General features: G+C 59.0%; 15 protein-coding genes, 2 tRNA genes and 1 pseudogene. 8 read left to right on the top strand and 10 right to left on the bottom strand.

Features of this window, described 5'->3' with window-relative positions; all coding sequences use genetic code 11:
* Positions 1-127: 127 nt before the first annotated feature.
* The 3 genes from AB1555_01295 to hpnH all read right to left on the bottom strand — a co-directional run bounded on the left by AB1555_01295 (position 128) and on the right by hpnH (position 2,443).
* Entirely contained in the window at positions 128-682 is a 555-nt protein-coding gene (locus tag AB1555_01295) for a carboxypeptidase-like regulatory domain-containing protein (protein MEW6245326.1), read from the bottom strand.
* Between the two features lie 261 nt (positions 683-943).
* Positions 944-1,333 carry a hypothetical protein gene (locus AB1555_01300; protein MEW6245327.1) on the bottom strand — a complete coding sequence of 130 codons (390 nt, stop codon included), beginning with the start codon at positions 1,331-1,333 and terminating at the stop codon, positions 944-946.
* Between the two features lie 93 nt (positions 1,334-1,426).
* On the bottom strand, positions 1,427-2,443 hold the full coding sequence (gene hpnH / locus AB1555_01305) for an adenosyl-hopene transferase HpnH (protein ID MEW6245328.1): 1,017 nt from the start codon (positions 2,441-2,443) through the stop codon (positions 1,427-1,429).
* A 219-nt stretch (positions 2,444-2,662) separates the two neighbouring features.
* On the opposite strand from hpnH, the gene AB1555_01310 reads away from it, so the two are divergent.
* Positions 2,663-3,367, top strand: coding sequence for a cysteine rich repeat-containing protein (locus AB1555_01310; protein MEW6245329.1), 705 nt, complete (start codon positions 2,663-2,665; stop codon positions 3,365-3,367).
* A gap of 10 nt (positions 3,368-3,377) precedes the next feature.
* On the opposite strand, the gene AB1555_01315 is transcribed toward AB1555_01310, so the two are convergent.
* Genes AB1555_01315 through AB1555_01325 form a run of 3 tightly spaced genes read right to left on the bottom strand, consistent with a single transcriptional unit; the run spans position 3,378 to position 6,355 of the window.
* On the bottom strand, positions 3,378-4,094 hold the full coding sequence (locus tag AB1555_01315) for an FHA domain-containing protein (protein ID MEW6245330.1): 717 nt from the start codon (positions 4,092-4,094) through the stop codon (positions 3,378-3,380).
* A gap of 42 nt (positions 4,095-4,136) precedes the next feature.
* A complete protein-coding gene (locus AB1555_01320; GenBank protein MEW6245331.1) occupies positions 4,137-4,946 on the bottom strand; it encodes a Stp1/IreP family PP2C-type Ser/Thr phosphatase in 810 nt (269 codons plus the stop codon).
* Positions 4,943-6,355: a serine/threonine-protein kinase gene (locus tag AB1555_01325; GenBank protein ID MEW6245332.1), complete on the bottom strand. Its 1,413-nt coding sequence runs from the start codon at positions 6,353-6,355 to the stop codon at positions 4,943-4,945. The genes AB1555_01320 and AB1555_01325 overlap by 4 nt, the downstream gene beginning before the upstream one ends.
* Before the next feature lie 426 nt (positions 6,356-6,781).
* Between AB1555_01325 and AB1555_01330 the strand changes: the two genes are divergently transcribed.
* Both AB1555_01330 and AB1555_01335 read left to right on the top strand, forming a co-directional pair.
* Positions 6,782-7,072 (top strand): hypothetical protein, encoded by a 291-nt coding sequence (locus tag AB1555_01330; protein ID MEW6245333.1) that lies wholly within the window; start codon positions 6,782-6,784, stop codon positions 7,070-7,072.
* A 358-nt stretch (positions 7,073-7,430) separates the two neighbouring features.
* Positions 7,431-7,733: an RNA-binding protein gene (locus AB1555_01335; protein ID MEW6245334.1), complete on the top strand. Its 303-nt coding sequence runs from the start codon at positions 7,431-7,433 to the stop codon at positions 7,731-7,733.
* A gap of 486 nt (positions 7,734-8,219) precedes the next feature.
* On the opposite strand, the gene AB1555_01340 is transcribed toward AB1555_01335, so the two are convergent.
* Positions 8,220-8,305 (bottom strand) — tRNA-Ser (locus tag AB1555_01340).
* Positions 8,306-8,661: 356 nt separating this feature from the next.
* Here AB1555_01340 and AB1555_01345 point away from each other — a divergent pair.
* The 3 genes from AB1555_01345 (at position 8,662) to AB1555_01355 (ending at position 12,566) form a co-directional block, all read left to right on the top strand.
* Positions 8,662-10,314 carry a hypothetical protein gene (locus AB1555_01345; GenBank protein MEW6245335.1) on the top strand — a complete coding sequence of 551 codons (1,653 nt, stop codon included), beginning with the start codon at positions 8,662-8,664 and terminating at the stop codon, positions 10,312-10,314.
* Between the two features lie 439 nt (positions 10,315-10,753).
* The gene (locus AB1555_01350; protein ID MEW6245336.1) at positions 10,754-11,383 is read left to right on the top strand and encodes a hypothetical protein; all 630 of its coding nucleotides are present in this window, start codon (positions 10,754-10,756) and stop codon (positions 11,381-11,383) included.
* A 775-nt stretch (positions 11,384-12,158) separates the two neighbouring features.
* Entirely contained in the window at positions 12,159-12,566 is a 408-nt protein-coding gene (locus tag AB1555_01355) for a type II toxin-antitoxin system VapC family toxin (GenBank protein ID MEW6245337.1), read from the top strand.
* On the opposite strand, the gene AB1555_01360 is transcribed toward AB1555_01355, so the two are convergent.
* Complete coding sequence (locus AB1555_01360; GenBank protein MEW6245338.1) at positions 12,547-13,320, bottom strand: hypothetical protein; 774 nt, start codon at positions 13,318-13,320, stop codon at positions 12,547-12,549. The two genes, AB1555_01355 and AB1555_01360, sit on opposite strands and share 20 nt — an antisense overlap.
* A gap of 235 nt (positions 13,321-13,555) precedes the next feature.
* The gene (locus AB1555_01365) at positions 13,556-13,759 is read right to left on the bottom strand and encodes a helix-turn-helix domain-containing protein (protein MEW6245339.1); all 204 of its coding nucleotides are present in this window, start codon (positions 13,757-13,759) and stop codon (positions 13,556-13,558) included.
* Between the two features lie 163 nt (positions 13,760-13,922).
* Here AB1555_01365 and AB1555_01370 point away from each other — a divergent pair, with 163 nt between their 5' ends.
* Together AB1555_01370 and AB1555_01375 are read left to right on the top strand one after the other, a co-directional pair.
* The gene (locus AB1555_01370) at positions 13,923-14,633 is read left to right on the top strand and encodes a hypothetical protein (protein ID MEW6245340.1); all 711 of its coding nucleotides are present in this window, start codon (positions 13,923-13,925) and stop codon (positions 14,631-14,633) included.
* A 529-nt stretch (positions 14,634-15,162) separates the two neighbouring features.
* Positions 15,163-15,594, top strand: a pseudogene (locus AB1555_01375) (site-specific integrase).
* A gap of 170 nt (positions 15,595-15,764) precedes the next feature.
* Here the strand turns inward: AB1555_01375 and AB1555_01380 are convergent.
* A tRNA-Cys gene (locus AB1555_01380) sits at positions 15,765-15,840 on the bottom strand.
* Positions 15,841-15,876 lie beyond the last annotated feature (36 nt).

Consider the following 15,876-nt stretch of genomic DNA (forward strand, 5'->3'; position numbering starts at 1 on the left):
CCCAGGCTTTTCAGCCTCAAGCAAAAGCGCCATCTCCTACGAGTACGTCGAGATCACGCAAGAGCACTTTCCCTCGCCTTGCTTCCGCGTCCGATCCGGCGAGGTACGAGAGCGCCCCACGGACCGCCTACAGTGATGTCTTCCGCTTCCTCTGACTCTTCTTGTCCCGTCGGCCGACTTGCCTCCGCCGTTTCCGAAGCCATTTCAGTCCGGCGAAGACAACCGCCGCCGCCACTCCCATACCGGACCCGTAGTACATCCATCGTGGCGGCCCACCAATGGTCTTTTGGCATCCCGACCCGAAATTGACCTGAACCCTCCGTTCCGTCTCAAGATCCCTCGGGTCGAATTGGACCTTGATACGCTGCTCCTCGCTTCCCGCGATGACAAGGACCGGATCACCCAGGTTGTCGTTATGGAGATGAAGGATGGCCTTGTAGTAGCCATCTTCATCGGTCGACACCGTCGCCCCAATCGACACGCGTGTGTCTTTGACGACGACTTCGACATTCGGATTTGGCCGCCCGCCGCTTCCGCATACGAACCCTTCCACCGTGAATCGATGGTCGGCCTCATGTGTCGCCCATGCGGCGACCGGGAACAGCGCCAGCCAGGCGACTGCGATAGCACCAACCGCTCGTCGACCACTGATCCGCGCCGGCTGGCTGTTCTTCTGCCTCATACCCCAGCGCTTACTCGGCCTTCTCGATGCCGAGCCCTTGCACCTCGCCTCAAGCAGCGAAAAGCCTCATCAACACTGGGTGTGCCCGTTTTTGAGGCCGACCCTTTTAACATAGATGATTTTCTTTGTCAATAATTCGGACGACGTGACAAAGGAGAAAAGGAAGTGAGGATTTCAATGACTTATGTTCGAGATTGAGTGACAGAATCGGGCAACATTTTCAGGGTGACGCCGCCAGAAACAGCGGGGGAAGGCGGGAGGCTACAGGTGACCGCGGGCCCTCGCGGCGGCGGCTACCTGCTCCGATTCGGCGCGCCGCTGCGATTCTTTTTTGGCAACCCAGGCTTCCCAGGACTTGCCGGAGGCGGTGTCTTCGCCGGTAAATGCGATCGACACCACGTCGGCATAGGCGATCTTGCGGACGCCGGGCAGATCCTTTGGAAACAGCTCAAGGGCGGGAACGGCACCGTTCGCGTCGCGGTTGAAGACGTATCCGACGACGGTCTCGCCGGATGTGAGTTCGAGCGCCACGTCCCCACGATAATCGAACGCCTGCTCGATGGCTTCGCGCAACTCGGTCGTGCTCGACGGGCGAAACACCCGGCCTTGCAGCGTCTGGTCCTCCGGAGTGTGGTATTTCGCGTCGGTCATAAAGAAGACGCTAAGCGTGAATCGTTCTTCGTGAAACGGAAGGACCGGAAAGGCTACGCTTGCAGTTGACGTTGAACGGTTAACGACTCCCGTTTAACGGGCATTGGGGAGAAGCGTCGCCTTGACGGTGCGGCTGAGCCCGGACCAGGAACTGAACGTGTCTTCGACCGCGGACGCCTCATACCCGCAGTGCACCATGCAGTCGGCGCACTTTTCGTTGCGTCCGGCCCCATAGCGCTCCCAATCGGTCTCTTCCATCAACTCCCGGAACGTCCTGGCGTAACCGTCCTGCAGGAGATAGCAGGGCCGCTGCCAGCCGAAAATGTTGTAGGTCGGATTCCCCCACGGCGTGCACTGGTATTCCCGCTTCCCCATTAAAAATTCCAGGAACAACGGCGACTGATTGAATCGCCAGCCCGGCTTGCGGTTGCCGAGGATCTTGGAGAACAATTCACGCGTCCGATGGCGCTTCAAGAAATGTTGTTGATCGGGCGCTTTCTGGTAGCTGTAGCCCGGCGAAATCATCATGCCCTCGACGCCCAGTTTCATCATCTCGTCGAAGAAGGCGCGGACCCGTTCCGGATTCGCGTCGTCGAACAGGGTCGTGTTGGTGGTGACCCGGAACCCGCGCTTCAGCGCGGCCTTGATCGCCCTCACCGCCGTCTCATAGACGCCGTCCCGGCAGACGGCCCGATCATGTTCTTCCTTCAGGCCGTCCATATGCACGCTGAAAGTCAGATACTTAGACGGGGTATACTCGTCGAGCTTCCGTTCCAGTAGGATTGCGTTCGTGCACAGGTACACATATTTCTTCCGCGCGATCAACCCGCGGACGATCTCCGGCATTTCCGGATGGATCAGCGGTTCTCCTCCGGGAATGCTCACGATCGGCGCGCCGCATTCCTCGGCCGCCGCCCAACACTGCTCCGGCGTCAACCGCTTGTCGAGCACGTGGTCGGGATATTGAATCTTCCCGCAGCCGGCGCAGGCCAGGTTGCAACGAAACAGCGGCTCCAGCATCAGCACCAGAGGATAGCGTTTGACCCCCTTGAGCTTTTGCGTCAGGACATACTTTGTAACCGTGAACATCTGGGAAAGCGGAACGGCCATCCCGCACTCCTTCCTGTGCCGATGTTTCTGGAGAACGCTGAACCTTCGGCTGGATCCGCCGGTATGCGGCGCGGATTGTAACATCCCGTTTCCAGGTACGTCAATTTCTTGAGTTCGGTGGCCGCTGACCGCGCGCGACGCACTTTCATATTCTCGGGAAGTTTTCGCTTTTTGTCGGTTTTTGACATATCCTCTTCCTCAAGCCGAACGGAGACCGCCATGCCTTCGTCCCGATCAGCGGGTTCATTCACGGCAGGATTTCTGACCGTGCTGACGCTGGGCATCGTGTGGGGGACGGTCCTGCTGGGCGTCACCGCGTCGCCACAACCGGAGACGGTTGGGGGACCGATTTTTATCACACCTTCCAATCCGTCTCCCGACACAACACTTCGGCTGCGGAACGCGCCTGCGGTCGACTCTTCCGTCCCCCCGCCTCAAGCTTCGGCCGCCCCCTCCTCTCCGAAGCCGGCCGATCCCTTGCGGAGCGTCCCGGACCAGACCGACTACGAACCCCAAGCATCTCTGCCTTCGTTTCCGCCGCCAAATCCGCCTGACGACGCTCCCCGACAAGCCGAGGAGCTTCGACTCCCGGCAAACGTCGAGATCAAATGCCAGGCGGAACTGGAACGCATCTGCCCCGCCTCCCTCAGCGGCGACGATCGCCTGCGTTGCGCGCAGCGGAGCGCGCAGAAGCTGCCGTTGCCTTGCCAGCGTACCGTTCTGGCTCGAGTGGCTCGGGCGAAAGAAGACCTGCAGCGAATTCGGTTCGCTTGCGAGGAGGATGCAAGGAGATTTTGTCGGCAGGCGGGACGGCGGGGAGGACAGATCCTGCAGTGTCTGGAAGAACACGCGCAGGAGATTTCCGACCGGTGCTTTCAAGCTCTGCCCAAACGCCCGGTCATCAATTTCGAAACAGGACGTTGACGACCGCGAGTCAGCGTGCGGCCGTGTCTCTCAAGTAAAAATACATCCGTGCGCCGGCCACCTCCACCAGATCGCCGTCCTTCAGATCGACCTGCCCCTTCACCGCCTGGTTGTTGACCAGCACCTTCTTCCCGTCGTCAGCCGCCGCGATGTAGTAACCCTGGCCGCGACGCCCAATCATCGCGGCCGTCTTCGGCGTGAACCACCCGGCGAGTTTGATCGTCGCGTCGGGACTCGATCCGATGATCGTCAGTTGCTTGGTGAGCTGGTACTCTTTGCGGTTGGTTCGGCCCGACACCACCTGGATCGTCCCGGTCTTCTGCGCGCTCAGGCCGCGGCTTGGCGGGGTCGAGCCGGTGATGACCATCGTCCGATCCGACGCGCTGACGGCGGAGGCACCCTCGGCCGCCGGAACTGCGTTCTCCTCGCGGAAAATCAAGCGGTGCTTGCCGATCGCCACCACATCCGTATCTCTCAACTGCCGCCGTTCGATCTTCTGGCCGTTGACAAACGTTCCGTTTGTGCTCCCCAAGTCCTCGAGAAAATAGACAGCGTGGATCTTGACCAGTCTGGCGTGTCGTCCGGACACGGCCGGATCTTCGACGACCAGATCGTTGCCGTCCTTGCGCCCGATCGTGAACTCGGACTTGGTAATCGCGATCTCCTTGACCGCGCCGCCGTGCGGTTTGACGATGAACTTGGGGCATTTGGTCGCGACATCCTGCATCGTCGTCCTCCTTGCGCCGGAACGTTCAACAGCTCGACGGTTTCAGTTCCACAACCTTTTCCTTATGCGCCGCCACAGACCGGGGTGCGCGCCTTCGCATAACACCACGACGACAACGGTCGTGTTATCGTTCCCGCCCGCGGCGTTCGCCAATCTGATCAGCCGCTCAGCCAATGCCTCGGGATCATTGCCGTAGCGAACGGCCCGCAAGACCTCGTCGGAAGCCACGCCGCTCGTGAGCCCGTCCGAGCACAGCAGCACGATGTCCCCGCTCATGACCGGCACCTCGCCCAATTCAACCTCGACCGTCGATTCCACGCCGAGCGCCCGAGTCAGGACATGCTTCTGAAACGATTGCTCCGCCTCTTCTTCGGTGAGGAGACCCTGACGCACCTGGTCGCGTACGAGCGAATGGTCGGCCGTCAGTAACTGCATCGCGTCGCCCCGGATCAGATAGGCACGGCTGTCTCCGACATGGGCCACCGAGAGGACGCGGTCGGTGAGCAAGACGGAGACCGCGGTCGTGCCCATGCCGGCGTACTCCGGGCGCCGCCACGCTTCCCGGTGAATGGTCTGATTTGCGAGCCGAACGGCGCTGGCCAGCCGGTTCGTTTGCGGCAGGAAATTCGGATCGTACTCGCCGATGAAGGGAAGCTGTCCGTTACGGGTGGCGTCGGCGAGATGTCGATGAATCACTTCGACGGCGATTCCGCTCGCCACTTCGCCGGCGTTGCAGCCGCCCATGCCGTCGCATACCAGATAGAGGCCGAGTTCCGGATCGGCGCAGAATCGGTCCTCGTTATGGGACCGCCTCAAGCCGACGTCCGACTTCGCCGCATAGCTGCTCATCATGCGCGAGCCGCTGCCGGAGCGGATGTTGCGAGTTGCTGCACACATGCGCGGAGGTCCTGCGCCATGTCGCCGGCCCGCCGATACCGGCTCGGCAAATCCTTTTGCAGTGCCCGATCGACAATCTCCTGGGCCCGGATCGGCAGATCGGGGCGAACCTGGCTCAACACCGGATGCGGCTCACGGGCAATCTTATACAACAGGGAGGTGACATCTTCGGCGTCGAACGGTCTGCGTCCCGTGAGCAACTCGAACAGGACGACGCCCAGCGAAAACGTGTCCGACCGGCCGTCGACGACCTTCCCCATGACCTGTTCCGGTGACATGTAGCCGGGTGTGCCGAGGATCACGCTCGTCTTGGTTTTCATGGATGTCGTGACCCGTGCAATTCCGAAGTCCATGACTTTCACCAACCAATCCCTCGTCAACATGATGTTCGCAGGCTTGATGTCCCGATGTACGACTCCCCGGCTGTGGGCGTAATCCAGCGCGCTCGCGACCGTTGCGACGATGTCCATCGCCTTCGCGACCGGAAGCAGGTTCCCTTTCCGGCACCACTGGGTCAAGGTGGTTCCTTCCAGATATTCCATCGCGATGAATACGAGACCGTCCTGTTCTCCTGCGTCGTAGATGGTCACAATGTGGGGATGCGAGAGCCGACCCGTCGATTCGGCCTCCCGGAAGAAGCGTTCCTTGACTTCCTCGATCTCGGACGGATCGTCCGCCTCGTCGAACCGCATCGTCTTGATCGCGACGAACCGCTGAATTGTGGGGTCCTTGCCCAAATACACGATCCCCATCGCACCGCGGCCCAATTCTTTGACGATCCGGTACCGGCCCAACGTTGAACCTACGCCACCGACCGAGCCGGCAAGTTTTCGTTCGGCCCCGGTCCCGGCCGGCAGTTCCGTCGGCCGCTTGCCCTCAAGCGATTGCGTCTCATCGACCGTTCGGGTGGTCGGCTTGCCGCTTGCGCAGAAGGCTTTGAGCGCACTCAAGTGGCGAACCCAGGCGATGGTCAGCCAGACGGCGGCGCCGCCGAGCATGCCGGTGTACAACCAGTGATAGCGAGGGCGGCCGATCTGATCGAGCAGGGCTGAGCCATGGACAGCGAACATCTTGTTCGCGAAAAAGACAGTGACGAACGTGGCGATCGGGAGCAGGACGGCCTGCAAGAATTCGGCGCCTTTAGTCTCTTTGGACAGCCGGCGTGACGTGCGGTAGGCCATCATCCAGACCGTCAGAAGCGCAATGCCGTCGGCAGCCAGGCGCGCCATCTGAGAGGCGCTCAGACCCATGACGTCGAAGGAGGCCTGCCTCACCGGCCCAAGGTTGGCCAGAAGAGGTCCCAGCAGCAACGCCATCACGACCACGAGCAGGTACGGTCCAATCCAGCCCCAGGCCATCGTCATCAAAACTCCTTCGGATTTCTTCCCAGTGTAGCGGAAGGCAGCGGACTGTCAACGAAACGGTGCAAAGAAGCAGGACGAAGAGCCTTCGAGAAATCTTGAGAGATGACGGGTTAAAACCCGATGGAGCCGTACGCCGACTCGGAAGCGATTTGACCCGCCCCTTCCCATGTGTTACTGTGCATCAGCGTACGAGCCGCAAAAACTACCCTGCCAATCGCGCGCTTACCTGTCTTGTTGTGTCTGCGCGACCGGTATCTTAGTCCAGGCTGCTCCTACGGCCCAACAGTTTCCCGTCGTTTGATGCAAACCGGACGCAGGCTGATTCGTCACCGGTCGTCACTCAGATCCGTTGTGGTTCTTTCCGTCATCGCGGTCGGCGGACACACATCAGAGCGCCCGGTTTGAAAAGAGAAAGAAGGGCCGCCTATGGTAAGAATCAATGTCGACCCTCTCGCCACATTTGCCGACGGTTCGCAGTTGTTGGTGAGCACGAGGAACGCCGGTGCGGGACGCTTCACTTGCGAATTGTATATGGCAAAGCCCGATATTCATGAGAAGTTGGATGTGCGGGCCGTCTCCAATCCTTTCGAAGAGCCGACCTGCCTCCAAGCTCAAGAAAGCGCCTATGCCTATGCGAAACGGCTGTATCCGGGCACGGCCGACGGGATGAAGAAGCCGCCGTATCTCGTCTGGTCTGGACCGGCTCAAACCATGTAGGCGACAGCCTTTTCCCCGAAGGAGACACAGTGGCCTACCGCTTCAGCAAGAAAGCGCACAAGGCGAAACGCCCCGCACACCAACGGAAAATACGGTGGAAACGGTCGGGACTAGCGGGCCCGGCAAGGGACAAACCATCGGCGGCAAAACCCTCGGCGGCAACGGAAGAACCCGGCGAGCAAGTGGCGGTGCTTGCCAGTCGCGGGCTCGGCCAGGGAGCCCGGTCCCGACCTGCCCTCTCCAAGGGCTCTCCGGGCAACATCGCCGATCGGTGCGGAACCGTTCGTCGAAGCCGTCGAGGCGCGACCGAGTAGTGGACGGGGTGTCGGCCTCGTCCCTCATTCACAGGAGGAATCTCATGAGTACGAAAATTTATGTTGGCGGCTTACCGTATTCGACGACCGAACCGCAGCTCACCGAGCTGTTTGCGACCCATGGCAAGGTAGAGTCGGTGCGCGTGATCACGGACAAGTACACCGGTCAGTCTCGGGGTTTCGGCTTCGTGGAGATGGCGACAGCCGAAGAGGCCAAGCGCGCGATCGCGGCGTTGAACGGGACTACGCTGGAAGGCCGGACCTTGACGGTCAACGAAGCGAGACCTCCTGAGCCCCGCTCCGGTGGGGGTCTTGGGGATCGCGGCGGGCGCAAAGGTCGCTGGTAGATCGCGGTTTAACGGCTCACGCGACAAACGCGAAGCCAACAGGGGATGCCGGATCGGGTGTCCCTACACGTGTACCAAAAGAGGGCATAGCCCGGGAGGTCACCATCGCTAGACCAGGGAAAGCGACTCTTGCCAAGCGCGACCGCGAACGCGCCAAGCAGGCCAGACAAAAAGAGAAAGAAGCCCGCCGCGCTGAACGCAAGGCGAACAAAGCCGCGCGTCCGGCCTCACCTGACGGCCAAGACCCGGACCTCGCCGGTCTCACCTGGGGTCCTCAGGCTCCACTGTTTTGATTTCACCAGCGGCTTGTTTGGTCTTCCCTTTTAAGGCACCGGAGAGTGTTATCCGGCGGCAACCAATACGATACTCCGATGAAGAGCCGCCGGGTCGCAGCACTAGGTACGGTGTAAAGATTGAAGACACTGAAGGGTTTTATCCCGTCGCCAAGAGCCATGTGGAAAGGCTCCGGGTCGCGCGAGCGAGGTATGGAGGCGCCGGGCGGGTTCGAACCGCCGCATCGCAGTTTTGCAGTACGTCCGAGCCCAATGCGCCTGACAACGACCAACAGCGACAGAGTAGCAATATCCCCCAGGAATCTCAAGGAGATAGGTCATCCCCTGTGTGATAATTTGCGATTGTGGCGGACTGTGAATCGGGACAAAAACGGTGACCGAACCGTGACCAAAAGATTCGGGGTGCAACCGTGTCAGAGGAGTCTGTCCGGACCATAGGTCGAACGGAACCCCTCAACCGCTTTGCTCCGCGCGGTTCGCGAACATACTTCATTGACACAATCCCCCCATAAAAAGTAGCCTGTCACCATCCAACTTCTCAAGTGTTGCACTAGGATCTTGAGCCCAAACTGACACCTTTTCTGGCTCCACCTTTTCTGGTTCGCACCTTTTCTGGTTCGCAATTGCAGGTCCAGATGCCCAAGCCCGACAGTCTCGAATTCATTCTCCAACGAGACATCATCGAGACGATGCTTCCTTGTCTCGGTAACGAACAGTGGCAGCCCTTATACCTGAGCAGTGGCAATTATCCCCATCGGTTCACGCTCTGGTCTGCCCTTTTAGGGGACGAAGAGGCGAAACGGGCACTAGAGCACGATAGCTGGGACCTCCTGATAGGTGATGGAAAGCCTGGCTTTACGCAGAGATGGTCTGATGGCAAAGAAATGACGACCTATCATCGCTTTGACATGGGGAACACTCTCCGCCCTATTGTTCTTTACCGCCATTTCCACGGTGCCTTTCCGCAGTACTGTGAGATCGACGAAGAATTTAGGCTGTATCACGATCTGGCTGAGGATAAGGCAAGGGGCCTACTGCTCGATTTCGACTCATCGGGCAGGGAAATAGAAGTGGTTCGTTTAGGTCCGCGCGAAGTGACGGCTCGGCTCCAATATCTGAGACAATTCCAGGCCGGGGTCCAGCTGCACCTTGCGATCTTCATAGAATCGGTCCGCTATTCCAAGCTGCCTGTCAAGGACGTCCCCGGCGGTCGACATGAAAAAACGGAAAGGAAGGACGACCGTCGCTGGCGACGCTATATCGGCGAAGCTCAGATGGTGGAGGATTATGAATCGTTTTCTCTGGTCAACTGCAAGGTCGTCCTCCCTCCCCCGCCGCTCGAAAAGGCCGGCATCTGGCCGTTTAAAAAAGATGACGATTCCAGGACCGTCTCGTTCATCATCAAGGTCGATCAGAACGGTGATCCCGTGGAGCACACATCAGACCCCGCAGCGTTATCTAACAATTTTGGCGCCAACCCTGGCGCTCCACATTATCTGACCCCAGTGTTTTTCCGTCGCGAGGTCTTGCAAAAGTACTTTGCTGAGCCTAATCGCTACACGGTGGCGGATGGACAGTTGACTTGTCTCGGCCTCTGGAGCTGCCAGATTGATAACAATCTCCCCGATCGCGTTTCGGTATTTCTTGGCGACCTCGGCCGGGATCTGCCATATGAGGAGCGGTTGCATTGGCGTCAGTTCAATGTGTCTCCCGAAGGGGGTATAAGTGAAATCAACTTCCGCCGCAGCTTTCTTGCACAATTCACCGATCCGCAGGCTTCCGATCTAGTCTTTCGCCAAGAGTACACCGACTTCGGGCACGACTGGGAGAAAGTGCACGGATGGCCTTTGTTCCTGCCACCATCTGCAGCAGACTCACACTTGATTGATACCGTCCGAATCCCCACGACGAATTCACAGACGGAATTCGACGAGCAGGTCCTTCAACTCGCGAAATTGCTTGTGGGCTTCCTCAACGAAAAGGAATTAGCTTTCAGGGCTGGCCCTCTGGAAGAGGGCGCCAAAGGACTCAGTAAGCTAGAAAGCTACTTCGAGGCTACAAAGTTTGCTGATGGGAAAACGATAATTCAATTCCTGCGGGACCTCCAGACTCTACGATCCAAAGGCTCGGGACACAAAAAAGGCTCGTCCTATGATGCCATCGTCGCAAAACTTGGGATTAATCTGGCTAGAAAACCAGACGGTGTTCGAAAACTCCTTGAGGAAGCTATCATCGCTTTACGCATCATGCGACGGCATTATCTGAAAGGCAGCAAGAGCCAGCCATGATCGCCGACATCGATCATCGAACCGTCGATGGCTTCCTGGTAGCTTTGGCTGATGGATTCAGGAACTAGAATAAAAGGGATCTAGCCAAAAGGGCAAAGCTAGATAGGGGGCATTCATGGCCAAAATGGAATACTTTGGAGTTGGGCAAGAGCATCATATTCAAGATGTCAAACCAGATGGACGCCGTCTTGAGCTTGATGACTTGTCGAGGTGGGAAATTCAACCAGGTCATTCTACGCAGGTAGTTTGCTGGTATCCAACACAGCGTGTCCTGGTTGAAGAAAGCAACGCTAAGGGGCATTACCCAATCACGAACTTGGAAACGAACCAGACGGTCCTAGGGAGGTTTATTCCTCGGAAACCCCGTCTGTCACGTCTGGTGAAGAAGAGCTCCAGAGGCGTCAAACCAAGGCAATCCCGATAGACAGGAGGAACTAACTTGAAAATGCCGTTCGACGGCCACGATTTCACTATCCTCGGTGTAGCCCTCGCCTTCGGTGCCGGGATCTTATTCGCCAAGGCGTACCTAGTCCCTTCCTTCCCAGCCGAAGCTGCCATGACGTTTTTTGGCAGCAATCCGTTCCTGGTCAGGAATGGCATTGTGACACACCACGAAGCGATTGCGGGGCAGGTCTGGCTTTCCGCTGCATCTATCTTCACGATCATTGGTATCGTTCGGACCATCAGAGCCGGACAAGTTGGGTCGCTCATTAGCTCGTGGTTCGACATTCTCGTTCTCCTGGCTGCGGTGCTGGTTCTCGGTCGTCTTACTATTTCGATCACAGATCGGACCAGTCGCGCTGAATATCTGCCGATCATGATCTCCATGACGCGGGAGCTCTACGCCCGAGACAGTCATTATGTCCTCCATGATGGCCTGTCACGAGAGGAATCGATGAAAGGGCTGCGTGTCTCGTATGACACTCGAAGCGATAGACTCAAGCATAGTTCTGAAAACCTTGATCGGATAGGGAAGCTGCTAGACGAGCCGCGCAGGGAGGCCGAAGATGATAGAGCATACACCAACCGACTCTCACCTTACTTTCCAGGCATAGCTCTAACTGATTAGCCAAGATCAAGAAAAAGATATCAGGCTACTTTTCCGCTGACGCCTGACGGCCCGCCGCTCCGCGTCGGCTTGGCTTCCCACCCGGGCTTAGGGCTCCCCTCAATCGGCTTTATCGGCCCCGCGAACCAGCGGATCGACGAATCCTCGCGGCTTGAGATCCAGCCATTCCTAAACTGTTGCATCGCTGGGAACCAGCAAGATATTCCTTCCTTGCGGAATCAAGAAAATGCTCGTTAAGAAGACATCCAAGAACCAAGTCACCCTGCCGAAGCGAATTGTGGAGGGGTTGCCGGACACTGATTATTTTGATGTCAGTCTGAAAGGTGGAGCTGTGGTGTTTAGTCCGGTTAAGGGGATAGGATCCTCCAGACATCTCGCCACCGCTCGGCGAAAAGTTCGGAAACTGGGGCTTACCCCCAAGGATATTGAGAACGCGGTCCGCTGGGCCCGGATGCGTCCGAGCCGCAGGACGTGACCTTGACTTGTTGACGGAATGGCTTGCCCCTGCTACCATCCTCTTCGAGGTTAGTCATGGTAAAGACGATCAAAGCCAGATTTTCGCATGGGACCTTCACGCCCCTCGATCCGCCGCCGCCCGAGCTGGTTCATGAAGGCGATGAAGTGCTATTGGCCGTTTCACCGGCTGCAGTCTCCTCCGCCTCCGCCCTCCGGGAAACAGCCGGCTCCTGGAGAAAGCTTATTGATGGTGAGGAACTTAAGCGGAATATCTACGCCGATCGTCTCGTGACTACGCGCCAGCCCGTCTCGTTCTGACGTGGCCCGTCCCGCCTATCTCATCGACACCGACTGGATCATTGACCATCTCTGCGGTATTGCACCCGTTACACAAAAGCTACAGGTGCTCGAACCGGAAGGGCTGGCGATCAGCATTATCTCGCTGGCCGAACTCTACGAGGGCGTCCACTATTCGCGCGATCCCCAGCGAAGCATGGCCGCGCTGCAGAAGTTTATGGCCGGCGTCGTCGTGCTTCCCATTGATGAACCGATCTGCGATCTGTTCGGAAAGGAGCGCGGGCGTCTCAGAAAGCTCGGGCGCACCGTCGGCGATTGCGACCTGTTCATAGCCTGCACGGCGATCTGCAATGGTGCCACCCTCTGCACGAACAACCGTCGCCATTTTGAGATGGTCGAGGGTTTGACGCTCATGTGGGTTCAGGGCTAGGCTCGCCGGAACCTACAATCCACCGATACGATAAAGCTTCGTAGCCCGCAATCCAGCCGCAGGCCCCTCCCTCGCCCAGCCACTGCATGATATTGCAGTGCACGCCGAGGCGGCGCACCGCTTCCTTCAGCATAAGGGACACGATCTCCCCTTGCACCCCCTCGGAAGGGCGTGCAAGGGTGATCTCGAAACGCTCCGTTGGCACATTGATGCCCAGTGAACAAAAATACCTGTGCTCTCCCACGGTGCGTGGCAGAGCCTCCAACTCCTTGCTGATGTATTTCGAGAGATACCGGGCGAGCTTGACCGGCGAGCTCCCCGGCCGTGGCCCTTTGACGTTGACCTGGCCCTGGCCGTTGCCGACGACTTTATACCAGCAGCGGCGCAGGAGCCGGACGTCCTGAAAGCCCTTGACGGCGATATGGAGATGAATGGCCCCCCGCTTTTGATGCTCCATGACCGCCACGTACTGAAAGGAGGCTCCCAATCGCTTCAGCATTCGGCGGAATTGGTCGAGGTTCTCGAGCGCCCGGGTCCGGTCCTGGACGTTCTCTGGATATGTTAACGTGAGCAAGGTATCGGCCCCGATCGCGATGCACTTTTTCCGAATTTCTCCCTTGGCCCCGGCCCAGGCCCGTTGCAGGTTCCGTTCTCGGTTCGGTGAGCGTCCTTTCGTTCCGCGCTTTCCGGGTCTGGAGTCCGACTTTCCCCAGGTGGCCTCCATCCATTGCTTCCCGAAGTCGTGAACGTTCACCGCCCATCTGTGGACGACCTGAACAGGCGGTGCGACTGGCTGTGACGAGGACGGATCGCCGAGATATGTCTTCCTGAGAAGTTTAGGGGCTGCCGCTGGCGCGGCAGCCGTGCGTCGGTGGCTGTCGCCATCCGGCGCACTGGCTTCCCGCTTCAGGACGTACGGCTTGAACTGCCTGGAGTTTGCATCCGTGCCTGCCTCCACATAGTCCCCGGCATCTCAGCCGCCGATGCGTTCAAGGTGTTCCCCCTTCAGGGATGGGCGGGCGGTATCCTTTGCGGATCAACTCCTGGACGACCTCCAGGGGAATCCGCACCTGCCGCCCGAGCTTCACATAGGGAATGCGCCGGCGGAGGATGTCCTTGCGCCAAGTGGCGACCTTCCGCCCCGTCAGTGCCTCCGTCTCTCTCACCGTGAAGAGCTTCGCACTGTCCTTCACGCCCCACCTCCTTGCGTTTTGAGATTGACTGCGCTTGCGAACCCACCTATACTGCTTTCTTACAATAACGCCTTTAGTCATGCAAGACGTTAGCGCAATGTAATGCGATAAAGTCAGTTCTCACAGAATCGCATTGGCACCGATGAATCACAGCGAGGCAGGCATGGACAACGAACTGGCGGGGGTCTTGGACGAGCTGGCGAAGGCGGCGGAGCGCCTGGGCAGGAATCCGGACGAGTGCATGCGCTGGGTGCTCAAGTTTGCCCAGGCCGACCTGCCGAAGTATTCAGAAGGCCAGTGGGCCGACCTGGCCACCGAGGTTGCCATCTTTATAGGCCGGGGGCCCTTGGTCAGCGTCGGCCGAAACATTACCCATCTCGGGGCGGCCTTCGACTGGAGCGGACCGCCCCCAAAAAGCGCCCGCCTCAAGGCGGAATGGGCAACCTATGCCTCTCACCCCTCCCGCCAGCAAATCATGGCGCTACAGAAGCACACAAAGGAGGCGCTGAATACTTTCGCCCAACGCAAGGAGCTCAAGTTTGTCCTGGGGCCGCTGCACATGACTCTTGAACCCTGGCGGGTTTCGCGAGGCGGGCTCTCGCTCAAATCCCATACTCCCGCCGATGCTTTTCGATTTCACCTGGCTCTCTTGCTCTCCCATTACTACGGGCGCGTGAGATCCTGCGGGGAATGCTCAACCCTGTTTCTCGCCGACCGGCGCAATCAACTATACTGCGCCACGCGGTGCCTGACCCGGGTCACGCAACGCCGTTGGCGGGAGCGCCACATGAAAAAGAAGCCACGCATAACCACGAAACGGAGCCTGCGCCGAGCTGGCGCAAAAGGAGCGCGTCATGGCACGAAAAGACGGTAAGGATCGCGGCATCCTCCAGCGAAAGGGTCGTGACGGCTGGTGGGTCCGCCTCATTCACAATGGCCGGGAACGCTGGCATCGGTGCGATACCAAATCACAGGCGAAGGCCCTCTACGGCCGTTTGAAGGCAGAAATTCGGGAGGGAACGTATTTCCCCGACAAGTTCAAGCCGAGCCAGGAGATCACGCTGCGAGCCTGGATCACCCGGTACAAGGACAGCATTACTTCGCCAGGGTTGCGGAACATGAAGCACTACGGCAAATTCTGGTCAAAGCTGCTAGGCCGCCGGCTGCTCACCGATCTGACCGGCGATGAGTTGCGCCACGTCCAGGCCCGGATGCTGGCCAAGCGCAAGCGCGCCCCGCAGACGATCACCCGTTACTTCGCCGGACTCCGGCGCATCCTGAACCTGGCTATTGCGGAAGGGAAGCTCGTCACGAACCCGGTCAAAGGCGTGAAGTTCTTTCGCGAGCCGCAGGGCCGTCTCCGGTTCTTATCCGATGGTGAGATCGCCCGGCTTCGGGAGGTCATGTCTCCCGAACACTGGCCGCTTGTGGCCTTTGCCCTGGAAACGGGCCTTCGGTTGAACGAGCAGTGCAAGGCCCGGTGGGATTGCGTGGACCTGGAGCGGGGTATTCTGACCATCCCCCTGAGCAAGTCCGGCCGGACCCGTCATGTCGTGCTGAGCGAGGCCACCATTGCCATCCTTCGGGGCCTCCCGTCATGGATGCACAGCGCCTACGTGTTCCCCAGCCCCCGTCATGGCGGAGAGCCGATGCAGGGCCGGCATTTCGTGGTGAAGGTCTATGAACCAGCCTTGGAGCAAGCGGGCATTGTAGGGGCAACCTGGCACACGCTGAGGCATACCTTTGCGTCACGGGCGGTCATGGCCGGGGTGGATATTCGGACGGTCCAGGAGCTGATGGGCTACTCCACGATCACCATGACCATGCGGTACGCCCACCTCTCCCCGACTCACTTGCGGGAGGCCGTCAACAAGGCCAGCCTGGGGCAATCCATGGTGAAAAGTGCCAATGGAACCGTGACCAAAACCGTGACCAAACAGAATCAGCCGGTCACAGTTGAAAAGGAAGAAACGGCAGAAGCCTTTGAGGAACTTGCGGGAATAGGTGGAGGCGCCGGGCGGGTTCGAACCGCCGCATCGCAGTTTTGCAGACTGCTCCCTTAGCCACTTGGGTACGGCGCCACGTGCGGCATTATAGCCAGGCGGCTCTTCCAAACT

This window comes from Nitrospirota bacterium (genome assembly GCA_040755395.1).
Taxonomy (GTDB): Bacteria; Nitrospirota; Nitrospiria; order Nitrospirales; family Nitrospiraceae; genus DATLZU01.